This window comes from Comamonas sp. SY3 (genome assembly GCF_041730275.1).
Taxonomy (GTDB): domain Bacteria; phylum Pseudomonadota; class Gammaproteobacteria; order Burkholderiales; family Burkholderiaceae_C; genus Comamonas; species Comamonas sediminis.
In genome coordinates this window covers 340,143-359,273 of sequence record NZ_JBGTYN010000004.1, presented here as the reverse complement: position 1 = coordinate 359,273, position 19,131 = coordinate 340,143, and the positions used below count along the sequence as shown (strand labels likewise).

Annotated in this window: 18 protein-coding genes; 6 read left to right on the top strand and 12 right to left on the bottom strand. The window is 64.2% G+C overall.

Annotated features, from left to right (window positions below; all coding sequences use genetic code 11):
* The 9 genes from ACCQ08_RS08275 to ACCQ08_RS08235 form a co-directional block, all read right to left on the bottom strand.
* Positions 1-364: GTP-binding protein (locus ACCQ08_RS08275; protein ID WP_373449440.1), on the bottom strand; the 364-nt coding region annotated here is incomplete at its 3' end.
* A gap of 146 nt (positions 365-510) precedes the next feature.
* Positions 511-2,622: an elongation factor G gene (fusA, locus tag ACCQ08_RS08270; protein ID WP_239810311.1), complete on the bottom strand. Its 2,112-nt coding sequence runs from the start codon at positions 2,620-2,622 to the stop codon at positions 511-513.
* A gap of 157 nt (positions 2,623-2,779) precedes the next feature.
* Positions 2,780-3,253, bottom strand: a complete 474-nt coding sequence (gene rpsG / locus ACCQ08_RS08265; protein WP_021026534.1) for a 30S ribosomal protein S7 — start codon at positions 3,251-3,253, stop codon at positions 2,780-2,782.
* 169 nt (positions 3,254-3,422) lie between these two features.
* The gene (gene rpsL / locus ACCQ08_RS08260; RefSeq protein WP_012202325.1) at positions 3,423-3,800 is read right to left on the bottom strand and encodes a 30S ribosomal protein S12; all 378 of its coding nucleotides are present in this window, start codon (positions 3,798-3,800) and stop codon (positions 3,423-3,425) included.
* 329 nt (positions 3,801-4,129) lie between these two features.
* Positions 4,130-5,302, bottom strand: a complete 1,173-nt coding sequence (locus ACCQ08_RS08255; RefSeq protein ID WP_312413724.1) for a D-alanyl-D-alanine carboxypeptidase family protein — start codon at positions 5,300-5,302, stop codon at positions 4,130-4,132.
* 85 nt (positions 5,303-5,387) lie between these two features.
* Positions 5,388-6,029: an alpha/beta hydrolase gene (locus ACCQ08_RS08250; protein ID WP_239810309.1), complete on the bottom strand. Its 642-nt coding sequence runs from the start codon at positions 6,027-6,029 to the stop codon at positions 5,388-5,390.
* 109 nt (positions 6,030-6,138) lie between these two features.
* Entirely contained in the window at positions 6,139-6,492 is a 354-nt protein-coding gene (locus ACCQ08_RS08245) for a ferredoxin (RefSeq protein ID WP_239810308.1), read from the bottom strand.
* A gap of 91 nt (positions 6,493-6,583) precedes the next feature.
* Entirely contained in the window at positions 6,584-7,783 is a 1,200-nt protein-coding gene (locus ACCQ08_RS08240; protein WP_312462169.1) for a VanZ family protein, read from the bottom strand.
* Between the two features lie 60 nt (positions 7,784-7,843).
* On the bottom strand, positions 7,844-8,263 hold the full coding sequence (locus tag ACCQ08_RS08235; protein WP_312413735.1) for a CopD family protein: 420 nt from the start codon (positions 8,261-8,263) through the stop codon (positions 7,844-7,846).
* Between the two features lie 198 nt (positions 8,264-8,461).
* On the opposite strand from ACCQ08_RS08235, the gene hemB reads away from it, so the two are divergent.
* Together hemB and ACCQ08_RS08225 are read left to right on the top strand one after the other, a co-directional pair.
* Complete coding sequence (gene hemB / locus ACCQ08_RS08230; protein ID WP_239810305.1) at positions 8,462-9,475, top strand: porphobilinogen synthase; 1,014 nt, start codon at positions 8,462-8,464, stop codon at positions 9,473-9,475.
* Positions 9,476-9,546: 71 nt separating this feature from the next.
* Entirely contained in the window at positions 9,547-10,791 is a 1,245-nt protein-coding gene (locus ACCQ08_RS08225) for a magnesium transporter CorA family protein (protein WP_373449446.1), read from the top strand.
* A 51-nt stretch (positions 10,792-10,842) separates the two neighbouring features.
* Here the strand turns inward: ACCQ08_RS08225 and ACCQ08_RS08220 are convergent, their stop codons facing one another.
* From ACCQ08_RS08220 to ACCQ08_RS08210, 3 genes are all read right to left on the bottom strand, one after another.
* Positions 10,843-12,894, bottom strand: a complete 2,052-nt coding sequence (locus tag ACCQ08_RS08220; RefSeq protein ID WP_373449439.1) for a bifunctional 2',3'-cyclic-nucleotide 2'-phosphodiesterase/3'-nucleotidase — start codon at positions 12,892-12,894, stop codon at positions 10,843-10,845.
* 159 nt (positions 12,895-13,053) lie between these two features.
* Positions 13,054-13,746: a dienelactone hydrolase family protein gene (locus ACCQ08_RS08215; RefSeq protein WP_373449438.1), complete on the bottom strand. Its 693-nt coding sequence runs from the start codon at positions 13,744-13,746 to the stop codon at positions 13,054-13,056.
* A gap of 46 nt (positions 13,747-13,792) precedes the next feature.
* Positions 13,793-15,010: an MFS transporter gene (locus ACCQ08_RS08210; protein ID WP_230773277.1), complete on the bottom strand. Its 1,218-nt coding sequence runs from the start codon at positions 15,008-15,010 to the stop codon at positions 13,793-13,795.
* Positions 15,011-15,145: 135 nt separating this feature from the next.
* Here ACCQ08_RS08210 and ACCQ08_RS08205 point away from each other — a divergent pair, with 135 nt between their 5' ends.
* The 4 genes from ACCQ08_RS08205 (at position 15,146) to creC (ending at position 19,055) form a co-directional block, all read left to right on the top strand.
* Entirely contained in the window at positions 15,146-16,021 is an 876-nt protein-coding gene (locus tag ACCQ08_RS08205; protein ID WP_312413760.1) for a helix-turn-helix transcriptional regulator, read from the top strand.
* 64 nt (positions 16,022-16,085) lie between these two features.
* Complete coding sequence (locus tag ACCQ08_RS08200; RefSeq protein WP_312462175.1) at positions 16,086-16,832, top strand: SDR family oxidoreductase; 747 nt, start codon at positions 16,086-16,088, stop codon at positions 16,830-16,832.
* A gap of 24 nt (positions 16,833-16,856) precedes the next feature.
* Complete coding sequence (creB, locus tag ACCQ08_RS08195; protein ID WP_239810299.1) at positions 16,857-17,573, top strand: two-component system response regulator CreB; 717 nt, start codon at positions 16,857-16,859, stop codon at positions 17,571-17,573.
* 9 nt (positions 17,574-17,582) lie between these two features.
* Positions 17,583-19,055: a two-component system sensor histidine kinase CreC gene (creC, locus tag ACCQ08_RS08190; RefSeq protein WP_373449437.1), complete on the top strand. Its 1,473-nt coding sequence runs from the start codon at positions 17,583-17,585 to the stop codon at positions 19,053-19,055.
* Positions 19,056-19,131: the final 76 nt, after the last annotated feature.

The window sequence follows — 19,131 nt, the reverse complement described above, 5'->3', positions numbered from 1 at the left end:
GCAGGATGTGTTCACGGGTCTGGGGCATGGGGCCGTCAGCGGCCGAGCAAACCAGGATAGCGCCGTCCATCTGGGCAGCGCCGGTGATCATGTTCTTCACATAGTCGGCGTGGCCAGGGCAGTCCACGTGAGCGTAGTGGCGGTTAGCCGTTTCGTACTCAACGTGTGCGGTATTGATGGTGATGCCGCGTGCCTTTTCTTCAGGAGCAGCGTCGATTTCGTCGTACTTCTTGGCTTCGCCGCCGAACTTGGCAGACAGCACGGTTGCGATAGCAGCCGTCAGCGTGGTCTTGCCGTGGTCCACGTGACCAATGGTGCCCACGTTCACGTGCGGCTTGGTCCGTTCGAATTTACCTTTTGCCATGAGAATTCTCCAAATAAAGAGCAAAACCTGTGTTGGGTTTAACGTCTACACCGAATTGCTGGGTCGCTTCGCACAGGAAACAAAGCGGCACCCGGTCGTAGACAAAAAGCAGCCCGCACCTGGCAAGCCAGGCGCGGGCGCATATTTTAGGCCTTTGCGCGGGAAGCGACAATAGCCTCGGCCACGTTGCGTGGGGCTTCAGCGTAGTGCTTGAACTCCATCGTGTACGTAGCACGGCCTTGCGTTTGCGAACGCAGCGACGTGGCGTAGCCGAACATTTCGGACAGTGGCACTTCTGCCTTGATGGCCTTGCCGCCACCCACCATGTCGTCCATGCCCTGCACCATACCGCGGCGGGAAGACAAGTCACCCATCACGGTACCGGCGTAGTCTTCAGGCGTTTCCACTTCCACGGCCATCATTGGCTCGAGGATCACGGGGCTGGCCTTGCGGGCAGCTTCCTTGAAACCGAAGATAGCGGCCATCTTGAACGCCATTTCGTTCGAGTCCACATCGTGGTACGAACCGAAGGTCAGCGTCACTTTGACGTCCACCACAGGGTAGCCAGCCAGCACGCCGGAGGTCAGCGCTTCGATCACGCCCTTTTCCACCGCAGGGATGTATTCGCGAGGAACCACACCGCCCTTGATGGCGTCGACGAACTCGAAGCCCTTGCCTGGCTCTTGCGGCTCAACCGTGAACACCACGTGACCGTACTGGCCCTTACCGCCGGACTGGCGAACGAACTTGCCGTCCACGTCCACGACCTTTTGGCGAATCGTTTCGCGGTAGGCCACTTGGGGCTTGCCCACGTTGGCTTCCACGTTGAATTCACGCTTCATGCGGTCAACGATAATTTCCAGGTGCAGCTCGCCCATACCGGCGATGATGGTCTGACCCGATTCTTCGTCGGAGCGCACGCGGAACGATGGATCTTCTGCAGCCAGACGCGACAGAGCGATACCCATCTTTTCCTGGTCGGCCTTCGACTTGGGTTCCACAGCCTGTGCAATCACGGGCTCTGGGAACACCATGCGTTCCAGCACGATGGGCGAAGCCACGTCGCACAGGGTTTCACCGGTGGTCACGTCCTTCAGGCCCACGCAAGCGGCGATGTCACCGGCGCGGATTTCGTCCACTTCGATACGGTCGTTCGCCATCATCTGCACGATACGGCCGATACGCTCTTTCTTGCCCTTGACCGAGTTGTACACGGTGTCGCCCTTGGACAGAACGCCGGAGTACACACGCACGAAGGTCAACTGACCCACGAACGGGTCGGTCATCAGCTTGAACGCCAGAGCGGAGAACTTCTCGCCGTCGTCTGCCTTGCGGGTCAGCTTCTTTTCTTCGTCTTCTGGGTCGGTACCGGCAACGTCAGGGATGTCCACTGGCGAAGGCAGGTAGTCGATCACGGCGTCCAGCATGCGCTGCACACCCTTGTTCTTGAACGCGGTGCCGCACAGCATAGGCTGGATTTCGGTCGACAACGTGCGGGCGCGGATACCGGCCTTCACGTCTTCTTCGGACAAGGTACCTTCTTCCAGGTACTTGTTCATCAGGTCTTCCGAAGCTTCGGCTGCCGATTCCACGAGGTTTTCACGCCACTTGTTGGCGGTTTCCACCAGGTCTGCAGGGATGTCTTCGTATTCGAACTTCATGCCCTGGGATGCTTCGTCCCAGATGATGGCCTTCATCTTGACCAGATCGACCACGCCCTTGAAGTTGTCTTCAGCGCCGATTGGAATTACCACGGGCACAGGGTTGGCTTTCAGGCGCAGCTTCATCTGGTCGTAGACCTTGTAGAAGTTGGCACCGGTACGGTCCATCTTGTTCACAAAGGCCAGACGTGGCACCTTGTACTTGTTGGCTTGACGCCACACGGTTTCGGACTGGGGCTGCACGCCACCCACAGCGCAGTACACCATGCAAGCACCGTCGAGCACGCGCATGGAACGTTCCACTTCAATCGTGAAGTCCACGTGGCCGGGGGTGTCGATGATGTTGAAGCGGTGTTCTGGGTAGGACATGTCCATACCCTTCCAGAAGCAGGTCACTGCAGCGGAAGTGATGGTGATGCCACGCTCTTGCTCTTGCTCCATCCAGTCGGTGGTAGCAGCGCCGTCGTGCACTTCGCCCAGCTTGTGGGTCACGCCGGTGTAAAACAGGATACGTTCGGTCGTGGTGGTTTTACCTGCGTCGATGTGCGCAGAAATACCGATATTGCGGTAGCGCTCGATGGGGGTCTTGCGAGCCATGGTTGATCCTTTGTTGATCAGTAAGTGTGGGGCGATGCGGACTGGCGGATTGCGCAGGCATCAGCCTTCGATGTGAGGGCAGTCTCAATCCGAGCAAGGCCGCAGGCAAAAATTGTTGCATGCGGCCTTTGCAATATCGAGACAGATCTCGCGCAGCTTAGAAGCGGAAGTGGCTGAATGCCTTGTTGGCTTCGGCCATACGGTGCACTTCGTCACGGCGCTTCATCGCGCCGCCACGGCCTTCCGTAGCTTCCAGCAGTTCGTTGGCCAGGCGTTGGGCCATGGACTTTTCACCGCGCTTGCGAGCAGCTTCCTTGATCCAGCGCATGGACAGAGCCAGACGACGGACAGGACGCACTTCAACTGGCACCTGGTAGTTGGCACCGCCAACACGGCGGGACTTCACTTCGACCATGGGCTTGACGTTGTTGATGGCAACAACGAAAGCTTCCAGCGGGTCTTTGTCAGGGTGCTTCTTCTCGATCAGTTCCAGAGCGCCGTAAATGATGCGCTCAGCAACTGCCTTCTTGCCGCCTTCCATGATCACGTTCATGAATTTGGACAGCTCTACATTGCCGAACTTTGGATCCGGCAGAATTTCACGTTTGGGGACTTCGCGACGACGTGGCATTTCTTTACCTCTATCTTTGCTTCAGTTGGCATCTTTTCAGACACCGCGAGAGCCAATCAAGGACTCCCACTTACTCGACCCACACAAAACACTTGCGCTTGGGGTCACTACGCTGGATCTCGCGCCACGCGGGACACAGCACCTTTGTATTCGTTCAAAAAACCAGTGCTTACTTGGCCTTAGGCTTCTTGGCACCGTACTTCGAACGGGACTGCTTACGGTCCTTGACGCCTTGCAGGTCAAGCGAACCGCGCACGATGTGGTAACGCACACCTGGCAAGTCCTTCACACGGCCACCGCGCACCAGCACAACGCTGTGCTCTTGCAGGTTGTGGCCTTCACCGCCGATGTACGAAATAACTTCGAAACCATTGGTCAGACGAACCTTGGCCACCTTACGCAAAGCCGAGTTAGGCTTCTTAGGCGTCGTGGTGTACACACGGGTGCACACGCCGCGGCGCTGGGGGCAGTTTTCCATAGCAGGGCTCTTGGATTTAACAACTTCTACCGTGCGGCCCTGACGCACGAGTTGGTTAATGGTTGGCATTAATAAACGTCCCTAAACGTGAAATTACCGTGAACTTATCGTGATTCGCTGCCAGCCCCTTGCCCCAAAGGCAAAGACGGCAGCCCCTTCGGAAATTCCGAAAAGCCCTCTAATGTACCACCTGACTCCAAATTGAGCAAATGGTTTACGCGCAAGCCCGCCGCACAGCGGCCTGCATCTCGCTACTTTCTGGCAAAAAAGGCCGGCCCATCTGCCCGAGCCGCTCTCATTTTTGCAAGCCTGGAAACCACAAAGCGTGCCAGGGGCACGCTTTGCAGGGGGAGGAATGGACCTCTGCCAGGCGTTAAAGCCTCGGCATCAGCACCGCTTTACTTGATCCACAGACGGATGGCGTCCCAGGCGCGGCCAAAGATGCCGGCTTCTGCCACATCATCGAGCGCCACCAGCGGCACCTCGGCCACTTGCTGGCCGCCAGCCATCACCTTCAGGGTACCCAGCTTCTGGCCCTTGGTGAAAGGGGCAATCAGCGGCTCCTGGCTCACCACCTGGGTGTCGAGCTTGCCGCCCGTGCCCGCTGGCACATTCACGACGATGGGAGTGACGCTACCGATCTTGACGGTGTCCTGCGCGCCCTTCCAGGCCTTGGGGGTGGCCACGGCCTGGCCGCCGTCAAACAGCTTGACGGTATCGAAAGCGGTATAGCCCCAGTTCAACAGCTTCTGGCTTTCGTTGGCACGGTCCTTGTCGCTGGCGGCACCGAGCAGGATGGAGATCAGGCGGCGCTCGCCGGCATTGGGCACCTGGCGCTTGGCCGTGGACACCAGGCAGTAGCCGGCAGCATTGGTGTGGCCGGTCTTCAGGCCGTCCACCGTCGGGTCACGGAACAACAAAGTATTACGATTGGTGCCGTTGGACTTGGGTGTGCCGGGGTAGTACCACTGCTTGGTCGCGTAGTAGTGCATGTACTCGGGGAAGTCCTTGATCAGGCGGCTGGCCAGAATGCTCAGGTCCTTGGCCGTCGTCGTGTGGCCGGGCTCGGTCAGCCCTTCGGGGTTCTTGTAGGCCGTGTTGGTCATGCCCAGCGCCTTGGCCTGCTCGTTCATCAGGCGCACAAAATTCTCGGCGGTGCCACCCACCGCTTCGGCCAGGGCCATCGTCGCGTCGTTGCCGGACTGCACGATCATGCCGTGCAGCAGGTCGTCCACCTTCACCTGCATCTTGGGATCGATGAACATGCGCGAGCCGGGCATCTTCCAGGCGCGCTCGCTCACCGGCATGGTCTGCTCCAGGCTGATCTTCTTGTTGCGCAGCGCATCGAACACCACGTAACCCGTCATCAGCTTGGTCAGCGACGCCTGCTCGACCGGCGCATCCACATCCTTGGAAGCCAGGATCTGGCCGGTGGTCACGTCGAACAACAGGTAGTTGCGCGCCGCGATCTCGGGCGGCTGGGGCGCAGCCAGTTGTGCAAAGGCCAGGGTGGGCGCCAGCAGCGCTGCTGCAGCCCAGTTACGCAGGGTGGGCATCAAGCTCGATTTCATGTCGTACAACTCTTAGAAACAGGTGCCTGCAGCGCAGCATGGCAGGCTGCAGACTATCAAAAACAATAGCAATACTACACCACCGTCACAGTGCGGGGGCGAGCAGGTGGCGCGTGACCAGGCCTTTGAGAAGCGGCAATTGTCCGTGGAAAAAATGCCCGCCTCCGGGCACAACCGTAACCGGTAGTATCTGAGGCCGGGCCCAGTCCATCACCGCCGACAGCGGTACCGTGTCATCGGCTTCGCCATGCACCACCAAGGTGCGCTCATGCGCCTCAGGCGGCAAGGTCGCCACGGTAAAGCGGGATGCCGCCGTGCCGACGAACACCGCCTTGTCGATCTGGCGCCTGGACCAAAGTTCCGTCAGCGCATGGCTCATCACAAAAGAGCCGAACGAGAAGCCCGCCAGTGCCAGCGCTCCTTGGGGCGCCAATTGCTCGACCACGGCCAGAAAATCATCGCGCTCGCCCCGTCCCTCGTCATAGCTGCCCGCCGACTGGCCGACACCACGAAAGTTGAAGCGCAGCGCCGTCCAGCCGCTGGCGACAAAGGCGCGCGCCAAGGTCTGCACGACCTTGTTGTCCATCGTGCCGGCGAACAGCGGATGGGGGTGGGCAATGATGGCCGTGCCGCGCTGCACGCCGTCAGCGCCGGCCGCGAGGTCGCGGGCCACTTCCAGAATGCCGGCAGGCCCGGTGATGGTGAAACGTTCGGTTTGCGCGTTCATGCTGCGGTCAACTCCATGGCAGGCCGCACACCGGCGGCAGCGGCAGCGGCGCCCTGTATCTAGGCGGGAAATTCGGTGGTGGTGAAGGCGAAGGAGAACAGGCAGGCGCTCAGCGGCCCACGTCGGGCGGCGTCAGCAGGCGTTCGACCACCTTGCCATTCTTCAGATGCGACTCGACGATTTCGTCGATATCGTCATTGTCGATATAGGTGTACCAGACGCCTTCGGGATAGACCGCCATGATGGGGCCGCCGGCACAGCGGTCGAGACAGCCTGCCTTGTTGACCCGCACCTTGCCCGGTCCGCTCAAGCCCTCCGCTTTGACGCGGGCCTTGCAGTGGTCAAACATCTCCTTGGCGCCATGGTGGGCACAGCTGTCTTCGCCATTGACGCGGTCATTCAGGCAGAAGAACACGTGGTGCTGGTAGTACGGGGCGTCGTTGCCAGGTTTTTGCTCGCTCATGCCAAGCTCTCTTCGAATGCGATCCCCCATTGTGGCAGCTTGGCGCCCGCGCGGCGCCCACGGGCCGCAATACCGCCACGGGCTACTGCGTTTAGCGCTGCTCGGGCGGGCTGGCCGTCACCCGCTGGCGCCGGCGGGCCGCCACCACCGCAGGCAGCCGGCCCAGGCGCAGCAGCACATAGGCGATCACCGCAAACGGCCACAGCCAGCTGAGCCACTGGCCCAGGCCAAAAAAGCGGATGAAGCGCCCCTGCTCCCAGGACTGCAGGGCATCGGCATAGTAGGGGTTGGGCGGAGACTGGTTGAGCAGGTTGACATCGATCATCAGCCCCATCAGCAGCAGCAGCACGCAATAGCGGCGGGGCAATCCCACTTGCAGCAGCGCCAGCGACACCGCCAGTGCTATGCCCAGGCGCGTGGTCTGGTCCAGCCAGTCCCAGGCATAGGCCGGCCCATAGCTCAGCGACGACGACAGCGCCGAAAAGCCTATCCCGGCCAACACCACCAGCGCCACCATGATCATGCGACGCGTCACGCTGCCCATCACGCTGAAGGCCAGCCAACAGGGAATCAGCAGGCCCAGCAGCACGGCCATCAGCTGCCCGATGGGCGACAGCGGCTCGGTGGCCTGCATGAAGTTGGGCATCCAGTGCTCGAAGGCCGAGTTCTCGAGCATGTCGACCAGCCACATCTCCAGCCGGTCAAACACCTGCCCGAGGCCAAAGGGCTGCGCAGCCGGGAACAGCAGCGCCAGAGGCCACAGCATCAGCAGCACGATCGCGCCACGCGCATCAGCGTCGAACCAGCGTGCCCGCACATCGCGCCAGCGCCGCAGAATGCCCATCCAGGCCAGCAAGGGCACCATCAGGGCCCCGAGCAAGGTGCCGATGCTGTTGAGCAGCCAGTCCATGTTGCTGGAGACCCGCAGCGGCAGAAAAATCTGCAAGAACTCCATCGACAGCGACAGCAGGCTGCCCACGCACAGGGCCCAGAACCAGCCTGTCCTGAACCAGCCATGGCGCCACCAGCCCAGGCTCAGCAACAGGCCCAGCGGCGCATAGCCCGCCACATTGATCCAGACATCGAACCAGGTCCAGTACGGCGGCGGAATGCGGGCCAGCAAAAATTCTGCCGGCGAGATGCCCTGGGTGCGCCAGCCTGTAAACGGGAAAAGGCTGGCAAAGACGATCAGCGCCACATACACCGGCACCAGCGGCCAGGCAATGGTGCGGTGTTCGCCGGACGCGGCAGGCGCCGGCGGGTGGGAGGGGACGGGACTGCTATCAGGCATGGTGCGTGGGCCCGGGTGCGCCGATCGTAGTGCGGGGTGGGGTACCGAAGTGTGCGCGGATTAAAAGGGTTTGACCACCACCAGCACCACGATGATGACCATGGCCACGACCGGCACCTCGTTGAACCAGCGGTACCAGACATGCGAATGCCGGTCCGTGCCATTGGCGATCTTGCGCAGCAGCACCGCACAGGCATGGTGGTAGCCGACGACCAGCAGCACAAAGAACAGCTTGGCATGCAGCCAGCCCCCGGCCCCGCGCCACCAGCCCAGCCACAGCCACAGGCCCAGGCCCAGCGCCAGCACGGCAATCATCGTCATGAAGCGCAACAGCTTGCGCGCCATCAGCAGCAGGCGCTCGCGCTCGGCCTGCGAGTCGGCCGGCACCATGGCCAGGTTCACGAAGATCCGGGGCAGGTAAAACAGGCCCGCAAACCAGCTGGCCACAAATACGATATGAAAGGCTTTGATCCACAGCATGAGCATGCGCCACAGTGTAGTGGCTCGGCCGATGGCCCTGCACAGGACCCCGGCTAAAAAACGGGGGCCACCGGGCGCACCGGCGCGGCCTTGATCTGGCGCAAGCAGTGGCCCGCCGGGTAGCAAACCTCCATGCCCGGCGCAGTCTCTCGGGGCTGCCCTGTGCAGCCTGCCCTCGATCTGGCGCACAATCGCTGCATGCATCTGTCCAGCCCCACCCCCTTTCCCCACAACCGTCCGCGCCGTCTGCGCCGCGACGCCTTTACCCGCAACCTGGTCCGCGAGAACGTGCTCACCCCGCACGACTTCATCTACCCGGTCTTTGTGCATGAAGGCCAAGGCAAGCGCGAGCCGGTGCTGTCGATGCCCGGCGTGGACCGCCTGAGCCTGGACCTGTTGCTGCCGGTGGCCGAGCAGTGCGTGGCGCTGGGCATTCCGGTGATGGCTCTCTTCCCCCAGATCGACACGGCGCTGAAGACGCCCGACGGCAAGGAGGCGCTCAACCCCGATGGTCTGATCCCCCGCGTGGTGCGCGCGCTGAAGAAAGAATTTCCCCAGCTGGGCGTGATGACCGATGTGGCGCTCGATCCCTACACCAGCCACGGCCAGGATGGCCTGCTCGACGAGACCGGCTACATCCTCAATGATGAAACCGTCGAGATCCTCGTGGGCCAGGCGCTCAACCATGCCGAAGCCGGTGTCGACATCGTCGCCCCCAGCGACATGATGGATGGCCGCATCGGCGCCATCCGCGATGCCTTTGAATCCCAGGGCCACATCTACACCCGCATCATGGCCTACAGCGCCAAGTACGCCAGCGCCTTCTACGGCCCCTTCCGCGATGCGGTGGGCACGCGCGGCGCGCTCGGCAAGGCCGACAAGAATGTCTACCAGATGGACCCGGCCAACACCGACGAGGCGCTGCGCGAAGTGGCGCAAGACCTGGCCGAAGGCGCCGACATGGTGATGGTCAAGCCCGGCATGCCGTACCTGGATGTGGTGCGCCGCGTCAAGGACGAGTTCAAGGTGCCCACCTTTGCCTACCAGGTCAGCGGCGAATACGCGATGCTCAAGGCCGCCGCACAAAACGGCTGGCTGGACCATGACCAGGTGATGATGGAATCGCTGCTAGCCTTCAAGCGCGCCGGGGCCGATGGCATCCTGACCTATTTCTCGCTGGACGCTGCGCGCTGGCTCAAAGAGAAAAACTGATAGCAAAAATACCAGAGCGGGCTTGCACAGGCCCGTTTTTTTTGCCATGCTGCGCCTGAAGCGACCGAGGAATCCCGGTGAGTACACCCAGCAGCATCCGCATCTTTCACATCATCGGCAACGAGACCAGCGAGCTGGCCTCGGTGCCTTTCGAGCTCCCTGCCAAAGGCTTCCTGTGGCTGGCCTGCACCCGCAGCTATTTCAGCGAGCAGCTGGGCAGCCTGCAGCTGGCACTGCAAAAGCTCAGTGGCGCGCCGCTGGTCGACCTGCATGTCTCCGACCTGCTCAACGCCCAGCTCCCTTCCCACTATGACTACACCTCGCAATACGACCTGCTGGTGATACGCCGTCTGGCCAGCACGCCATCCCAGGTGGGCACCGCTGCGCTGGCAGCGGCGCGGCGCACCGCCGCGGCCAAACCCCTCAATGAGGCACCGCGCATCAGCACCACGCCGGTGGGCTTTGCCGCGTGGGAGCGGGTGCTGCTGTCGGTACACCCCGAGGACTGCACGGTGCGTGATGGCTATGCACGGCGCCTGCTGCAATTTGCCAAGACCGGAACGCCGCCGCTGGCTGCCGAGGCGCCCGATCTGGGCCAGATATCGGATGCCACGCAAGAGCGCCTGGCACGCGAGGACAAGGCCTTCCGCAACCCCGGCAGCAGCCCCACGCCGGGCGGCCTCCAGCCCATCCGCCTGCCGTTGTCCCCGGCTGACCTGATGATGCGCGTGGTCAACATCATCGTGGACAACTACCTGGACCTGCGCCGTGAGCTCTCGCGCCACCTGGACCAGTGGCAAAGCGCGCTGCTGTCGCCCCGCAAGCGCATTGCCAACTGGCAGGCGCTGCTGGAGGCGCGGCTGACCCTGCACCAGCTCGACGAAATCTGCGAAGACCAGCGCGCTGCCGTGCAGGACTGGGTGGACGCGCTGGAGACCTGGCCTCAGCCGGAGGCCCCCGGTGCCCAGCGCGAGCTCGAAGCGCTCAAGGTGCGCAGCCGCGATGTGCTCGAACACATCGAGCGCGTGGTGCACCATGTGCGCCGGCTCGAACAAAGCACCGAGACGGCCGTGCAGATGCATTTTTCGGTACAGAGCAACCGCGCCAACGACATCATGCGCACGCTCACCACCATCACCGCCATCTTCCTGCCACTCAACCTGATTGCCGCGATCTTCGGTATGAACTTCGAGTTCATCCCCCTTATCCACAAGGAAGACGGCTTCTGGTGGGCCATGGGCGTGATGGCCTTCATCACCGTGGCGCTGATCGGCTTTTTCTCGTACAAGCGCTACCTGACCCGCACCGGCAGATAGCGCTTACCCGGCCTCCAGCCAGCGGCGCATGGCGCGCCGCTGCTGGACGGCTTAGCGGCCCAGATCAATGCGGTAGACCGCGCGCTGCGTGCCCGTCCCATCATCCGCCTTGTCCAGCGAGACATGGGCCAGGCCCGCTGCCTGCGCCACCGGCAGCGCATTGGCCGCCGACGTGAACAACACCTTGCCGGCCGTCGGCGTCTTGGCAAAGCGCCAGCTGTGGGCAGCACCATTGGCCGAACGGGTGACCTGCGGATGGTCCTTGATGTACGCGATCACCACATCGCGGTTCGCATCGGGCGAGGCATAGATGGTGGCGCGGCCGTCAAGCTCGGGCAGGAAGCTCTTGCCACTGGTGGCACGGTAGTTGTTGGTGGCGATCACAAAGTCCTGCGCCGGGTCGATTGGCGCGCCCTTGTACTCCAGGTCCACGATGCGGCTGCCGACGGGCTGGGTCACATCGATCTGGTACTGCATGTCGGCGCTGGTGAACATGTCGAAGTTGTAGCCGGGAAAGCTGCTGATCAGCCACTGGTCTGCAGTCGCAGCCGGGTCGATGCGGTTGAAGCGCTGGGCAGCGGCCTCCAGCCAGCGCTTGATCTGCGCGCCGTTCACCTTCACCGCGTAGACGGTGTTGGGGTAGAGGTAGAGGTCGGCCGCGTTGTAGATCGCCAGCGGACCGGCGGCCACATCGGTGTAGTCCGCACCGCCCTGGAAGCCCGACTTGAAAGGCGCGCTCACCGACAGCACCGGTAGCTGCGCATACTGCGGCAGATTCGCCTGCACATAGCGCTGCACATAGTCCTGCTGCGCCTGGTTGACCAGCTGGATCGCGCCGGGGTCGCCCACATCGGCAAACTGCGTGCCCATGCGGAAGTCGGTCTGGCCCACGGGCGTCTTCACATAGCTGATGGCCGCCTGGTGCTGGCGCTCCACCACCGGTGCAATGCTGCTGTCAACGGCCACATAGGTGGTCTTGCCTGCGGCATCCTTGCCGGTCGCCGTGCTGCGCAGCGCCGACTTGCTCTGGGTCCTGTCCACACTCCAGGCCTTGCCATCCCACTTCAGCGACAGCGCCACCACGCCCAGCGCCTTGCCCCAGCTGCTGGCCATCACCGCCGGCACGCCGTTGACCGTGCCAGCCTGGTGGTCGACCCCGGCCATGCTGAAGGCCGGTTGCGCGGCCGTGTCGGGGAAGACGCCGTGCTGGTGGCCCATCACCATCGCGTCGATGCCCGCCACCTTGCTCAGGTACAGGCCCGGGTTCTCCATGTCGGCACGGTATTCCGAGGCGTCGAGCCCGCCATGCAGCAGCGCCACGACGACGTCAGCGCCCTTGCTGCGCAGCTCAGGCACATACTTTTGTGCGGCCTCGACCGCACCCGTCACCTGTACCTTGCCTTCCAGATGGCGCTTGTCCCAGCCCATGATGCCGGGCGTGGTAAAGCCGATCACCCCGATCTTGATCGGCAGCTTGACGGCCTTGCCTTCGCTGTCGGTGCCGCTGATCTCGCGCTCGAGCACCAGATAGGGCGGCACCAGCGGCGCATTGGTTTTGCTGCTGATCACATTGGCCAATGCCATCGGGTAGCCCGGGCCTGCGCACTTCTTGCTGGCATCGACGCCATCGACCTGCAGGCCGCCGCCCAGCACCTGGTTGAGAAAGGGCAGGCCGTAGTTGAACTCATGGTTGCCCAGGGTGCCGGCATCGAACTTGAACACGCCCATGGCCTTGTACATGGACAGCTGCTGGTCGCAGGCGATCGGCGCCACCTGCGCCTCGTAGTCGGCCAGCGCCGTGCCCTGGATGGTGTCGCCGTTGTCCACCAGCAAGGTGTTGGCAAAGTCGCTGCGCGCCTGGCGGATCAACGTGGCTGTGCGCTCAAAGCCATACGAGGGATCATCGGCCAGCTTGAAGTAGTCGTAGCTGCGGATGTTGAAGTGCAGGTCGGTGGTCTCGAGCACCGCCAAGGTGGCGGTCGCCGATGGGGGGCTGCTGGAGCCGCCACCGCCGCAGGCCGTCAGCAGGGCCGCAGCAGCCAGCGTGGTCAGCGTGAGCGCTGCGGTCCGGAAGTCGCAGGCAGGGGGAAAAGGGGTGCGCATCGTGGTTATCGTTGAAAGTGAGCGATGCGCGCATCATCAGCAGGCGGTATGACGACGGTGTTACGAACAGTCCCCGAAAATGCAACAAAGCCTTGCAGGCTGAGAACAGGGTTCTCAAAGCCTGCAAGGCTTCGTGCAGCGCTGGGCGGGAGTGACCGCTCAGCCTACATGTTTGGCAAAAAAGGCCATGCTGCGGGCCCGTGCGGCGGCCGATGCTGCTGCGTCATACGAGCCGCGCTGGTCGCAGTTGAAGCCGTGGTCGGCCGCGTAGACATAGACCTCGGCCTCGGGGTGGGCGGTGCGGAAGGCGTCCACCGACGCCAGCGAGATCCAGTGGTCCTTGTCGCCAAAATGGGCCATCACCGGGCACCGGGGCTGGCGCGCGATCTCGTCGCCAGTGGTCATGCCGCCGCCGTAGTACGGCACCGATGCCGACAGGCCCTGGAGCTCGCAGGCTGCGCGCCAGGCCAGCAGGCCACCCCAGCAAAAGCCGGTGATGCCGACCTTGCCGCCGCTGCGCCGTGCGCCTTCGTCAATCGCGGCCTGCAGGTCCAGCATCACGCCAGGGGCCACGGCGGGCGCTTCGGCAGCGGCCTTCAACGCTACGCCGGCTTGCATGTCGGCATCGCTGTAGCCCAGGCCCACGCCGGGCTTGACGCGGGCGAACGTGGCCGGCGCAATCGCCACATAGCCGCTTTGCGCAATGCGGTCCGCCACCGAGCGGATGTGCGAGTTGACGCCAAAGATCTCCTGCACCACGACGATGGCGCCACGCGCCTGGCCTTCTGGCTCGGCGATGTAGGCCGGAAACACCTGGCCGTCGGCCGACTTCAGATCTACAAAATTTCCCATCGCGATCACTCCTTGCTCAACAGATTCAAGATTCGGGCCTCGCTGATTATGGCGTGGCGCAGGCCGCTGCCGGTGCCGGACGCGCCAGCATCGTCAGCCAGGCTGCCACCAGCAGCAAGGCCAGCCCGCCATACACCGCCGCCAGGCCCAACGCCGTCTGCGGGTTCACCAGGTGGATGCCCAAGGACGCGAGCAGCGAGGTCAGCAAAAAGGCCAGGCCGCCGGCAATGCCGCCCGACAAGGCAGCGTGTTTGGGGAACATCGACAGCACATGGGCGAAGTGGATATTGAACACCAGTCCCGCCGCCACATGGATGCAAAAGGCGACGGCCGCCATCACCTCCAGCGATGGCCAGGACGCGGGCAGCCAGGTCGTCAGCGCCAGCAGCCCGATAAAGCCGGCCATGGCCAGCAAGGCACCTTGGTGCTTGGCCGCCAGCGAGCGCGCCATCGCTGCGCGGGCGATCAGGCCGCCCCCCATCCAGGCCAGGCCCATCAGCAGCGCCAGCGATCCCGTGGTGGTCGGTGGGCGGTGGTACACCGTCTCGACGATGAAGGGCGAGGCCATGCTCCAGCCCATCACCATCGCATACGCAGCGCTGACGCAGAGCACGCCCCGCGCAAAGGCGCGGTTGCGCATGATCTCCCAGGCCCGGCTGGCCACTTCACGCGGCCGGATGGGCTGGGGCTGGGCCAAGGTCTCGCCGCCGCCCAGCAGCTCCAGCACCAGCGCAACCACCGAGAATGCGGCCAGCACCACAAAGTTGGCACGCCAGCCCCAGTGGGTCTGCACAAAGCCGCCGATGAAGGGCGCGCAGATGGGCCCCAGCGACCAGACCACGGTCATCCAGGTCAGGTAGCGCTGCAGCGCCGGGCCCCGGAACACATCGACAAAAAAGGTGCGCTTGCCGACCACGGCCACCGCGCCCAGCAGGCCTTGCAGCAGGCGCAGCGCGCAGATGACCACAATGTCGTCGCTGACGGCAATGGCCGCGCTCGACAGTGCAAACAAGGCCAGCGCCACCATAGTGGGGCGCCAGCGGCCAAAGCGGTCCAGCAGCACGCCCACCACCAGCTGGCCCAGGCCATAGCCGGCGATGAACAAGGTCAAGGTCAGCTGGATCTGGGACGCGGTGCCGCCCAGGCTCTGCGCCATGGCGGGCATCGAGGGCAGGTAGATATCGGTGCCAATGCCCGACAGCGGGATCAGCAGGAAGGCCAGAAAAACGCCGAAGGTGGCGTTGTCAGCAGTGATTCTTCGCATGGGAGTCTGCGCCTGAAAATAAAACAGGGCGCCAGTGTGTTATGTTTTTTAGACTGGTACAAGATCTTACGTAGCCTAGGCTTGGAAGGCCTATACTGCACTGCACCATTGCCGCTACCCTAACCGCCCAAGACCATGCTTGCAGCCACCCCCACCCATGCCCCGCCTGCCGTTGCGGCCTCTGTCCCTGCGCAGGAGCTGGGCCACTTTCTGCGCGCCCGGCGCGAGAGCCTGTCGGCCGCCGCCATGGGCCTGGCGCGCCATGGCCGCGTGCGCACGCCCGGCTTGCGGCGCGAGGAGGTCGCCCAGCTCGCCGGTATTGGCGTGACCTGGTACACCAAGCTTGAGCAAGGCCGTGAGGTACAGCCGTCGCGCCAGGCGGTGGAGGCCATTGCCCGGGCGCTGCAATGCAATGACGACGAGCTGCGTCACTTGCTCGTGCTGGCGGGCATCAAGCTCGACCAGCCCGCGGTTGCATTGCAGGAAGCACCGGGCTGCCTGCACCGGCAATTGCTGGACAAGATGCTGCCCTACCCCGCCCAGATGCAAAGCGCCGCGTTTGACCTGCTCGACGCCAATGCCGCCTATGAGCGGCTGATGGGTGTATCGCTGCAGCGGTTGCCTGCGCTGGAGCGCAACTGCCTGCACATGAACCTGTTCAATCCGCAGTGGCAGCGCGTGGTGCGCCATGAGCCGCAGAGCATCGAGCGCATGGTGGCGATGTTCCGCGCCGCCTACACCCAGCAAAGCGGCGACCCGGCGATTGCCCGGCGGCTGGACTATTTTCTGGCGCACTCGCCCGTCTTCCGCAATGCCTGGGAGCGCTACCAGGTGCGCAGCCCGGAGAACAACGAAAAGACCTTTGACCACCCGGTGGTCGGCATCCTCCATCTGCGCCAGACCTACTGGTGGTCGGCGCCGCGCAGCGGCATGCGCATGGTGGTCTACCTGCCCGTCAGCGACCAGGACGCCGAGGCGCTCGACCGGCTGGCCGCGCTGCCTGCGCCTTGAATGCGGCATGGGCATGCGGCGCAAGCTCGCCTAAGATAGTGCATCTTTTGTGAGCCCCAACGCCATGACCTCTATCGTCCTCATCACCGGTGCCAGCCGTGGCATCGGTGCCGCCACCGCCCTGCTCGCCGCTCACCATGGCTGGGATGTGGCCGTGAACTACAGCAGCAACGCAGCTGCCGCCCAGACCGTGGTAGAGGCAGTGCAGGCCCTGGGCCGCCGCGCGCTGGCCGTGCAGGCCGATGTGGCCGACGAGGCCCAGGTGCTGGCGATGTTCGCCCGCATCGACAACGAACTGGGCCGTCTGGGCGCCCTGGTCAACAACGCGGGTGTGGTGGACCGCGCCCAGCGCCTGCAGGACATGGACATGGCCCGCTGGCGCCGCATGTTCGACATCAATGTCCTGGGCAGCTTTCTGTGCGCCCGCGAAGCGGTGCGCCGCATGAGCACGGCCGAAGGGGGCGCCGGCGGCAGCATCGTCAATGTGTCCAGCCGGGCCGCCTGCCTGGGCTCGGCCAACCAGTATGTGGACTATGCAGCCTCCAAGGCGGCCATCGACACGATGACTCTGGGCCTGGCCCATGAAGTGGCCGCGCAAGGCATCCGCGTCAACGGCGTGCGCCCGGGTCTGATCGAGACCGACATCCACGCCAGTGGCGGCCAGCCCGACCGCGTGCAGCGGCTGTCGGCCGGTGTGCCGCTGGGGCGCGGCGGCACCGCAGACGAAATCGCGCAGGCCATCTACTGGCTGATGTCCGAGCACAGCAGCTACTGCACCGGCTCCTTCATCGATGCCGGTGGCGGGCGCTAGGCCGCCGTTCAGACCCAAGCCAACATGCTCTCTACCCCCCATGTTCTGCTGCTGGAAGACGACCCAGCCATTGCCCGCACCGTCTGCTATGCGCTGGAGCGCGATGGCATCCGCTGCACCCACAGCCTCTTGATGGCCGATGCCCGCGCGCAGTGGGCCAGCGGCCGCTTTGATGCGCTGCTGCTCGATGTGGGCCTGCCCGATGGCAATGGCCTGGACTGGTGCCGCCAGCTGCGCACCGCCGGCTCGCCCGCGCCCATCCTGGTGCTCAGCGCCCGGGGCGAAGAGGTCGACCGCGTGCTGGGCCTGGAGCTGGGCGCCGATGACTACCTGAGCAAGCCCTTCAGCCCGCGCGAGCTGGTGGCGCGCACCCGCGCGCTGCTGCGCCGTGCCCAGCAGTTTTCACCGCCGCCAGCCACTGCCAGCCATGCCCCGCCCCACGCCGCCCGCAACGCGTTCCAGGTGGACGAGGCCGGCCAGTGCGTGCGCCTGCAAGGCGTGCTGCTGGATCTGACGCGGCGCGAATTCCAGCTGCTCAGCAGCCTGCTGGCCGCGCAGGGCCGCATCCTCAGCCGCCACCATTTGCTCGATGCCGTCTGGGGCTTGCACAGCGACAGCACCGACCGCACGGTGGACACCCACATCAAGACCCTGCGCGCCAAGCTGCGCGCCGTCGTCGCTGACCAGGACTTCATCACCACGCACCGGGGCATGGGTTACAGCCTGCGCGACGGCAGCTGAGGACCAGCCATGCGTCTGGGGATCCGCCTGCTGTTTGCCTTCTTCCTGATCAACGGGCTGGCCGCCTTCTTTGTGCTGCGCGTGTTCATGGCCGAGATCAAGCCCAGCGTGCGCAAGGTGACCGAAGACACCTTGGTCGAGACCGCCTACCTGCTGGCGGCCCAGGCCAGCGATGACCTGGCCGATGACAAGCTGGGCAGCGGTAGCGGTAGCGGCAGCAGCAACAGCCGCTTTGCCCAGCATGTGCAGGCCGCCTTCGAGCAGCCGCTGCGGGTGTGGATCTGGGACACGCGCAAGGCAGCGCTGGACCTGCGCGTGACGGTCACCAACGACCAGGGCCGCGTGCTGTTCGATTCCGCCGGCCAGGATGTGGGGGCCGACTACGCGCGGTGGCGCAATGTGGCCCTCACCCTGCGCGGCGAGTACGGCGCCCGCACCTCACGCGAAGTGGCCACCGACGAGGCCACCAGCGTCATGTATGTCTCCGCGCCCATCATGCGGGATGGCGCCATCCTCGGCGTGCTCACCGTCTCCAAGCCGGCCAATGCGGTGCAGAGCATCATCGACAGCAGCGAGCGCAAGATGCTGCGCGGCGGCGTGCTGTTTTTGCTGCTGTCGGCCGCCGTCGGCTTTGCCATCACCTGGTGGCTGGTGGTGCAGGTGCGCAAGCTGCGCAGCTATGCCCAGCATGTGCAGGGCCCCACCCTGCAGGAGGCGCAAGGCAAGCTGCTGCCGCACAAGACGCCCGAGGTGCCCGATGTTCCTGGCGAGCTGGGCGACCTGGCCCAGGCCATGGATTCGATGCGCCGCCGGCTGGAAGGGCGCGACTACATCGAAGGCTATGTGCGCGCCCTCACGCATGAGCTCAAGAGCCCGGTCGCCGCCATCCGGGGCGCAGGCGAGCTGCTGCAGGACGATCTGCCCGCCGCCGACCGCGCCATGTTTGCCCAGCAGGTGGTGGACCAGAGCCTGCGCCTGCAAAACCTGATCGACCAGCTGATGCAGCTGAGCCAGCTGGAGCAGCGCAACGGGCTGGCCCAGGCTGGCACCCCCACGAGCCTGCGCGCCTGTGCTGCGCAGGCCATCGCGCAGCTGCAGGCCACCGCCGCACAAAAAGGCATACAGCTGCTGCTGCAGGGCGGCGACAGCCAGGGCGCCTGGGATGCTGCGCTGGTCACCTTGGCCATCAGCAACCTGCTGGCCAATGCCCTGGATTTCTCACCGGCGCACAGCCAGATCGTGCTGACCTTGGAGCCCCAGCGCCTGAGCGTGCAGGACAGCGGCCCGGGCGTGCCCGACAGCCTGTTGCACCGCCTGGGCGAGCGCTTCTTCACCACGCCGCGCCCCAATGGCGAGCGCAGCGGCACCGGGCTGGGCCTGTCCATCGTGCAGCGCATCATGCTGCTGCATGGTGGCCGGCTGCAGTTTGCCAACACCCATCCCGGCCTGCGCGCCAGCCTCGATTTCTCGGCCCAGGGCTGAGCATTTCATCGCCCATCGCCGCCACTTCACGCTGCCTTCACAGACTTCATGCTCGGCTCACCGGGGCCGCCGACAC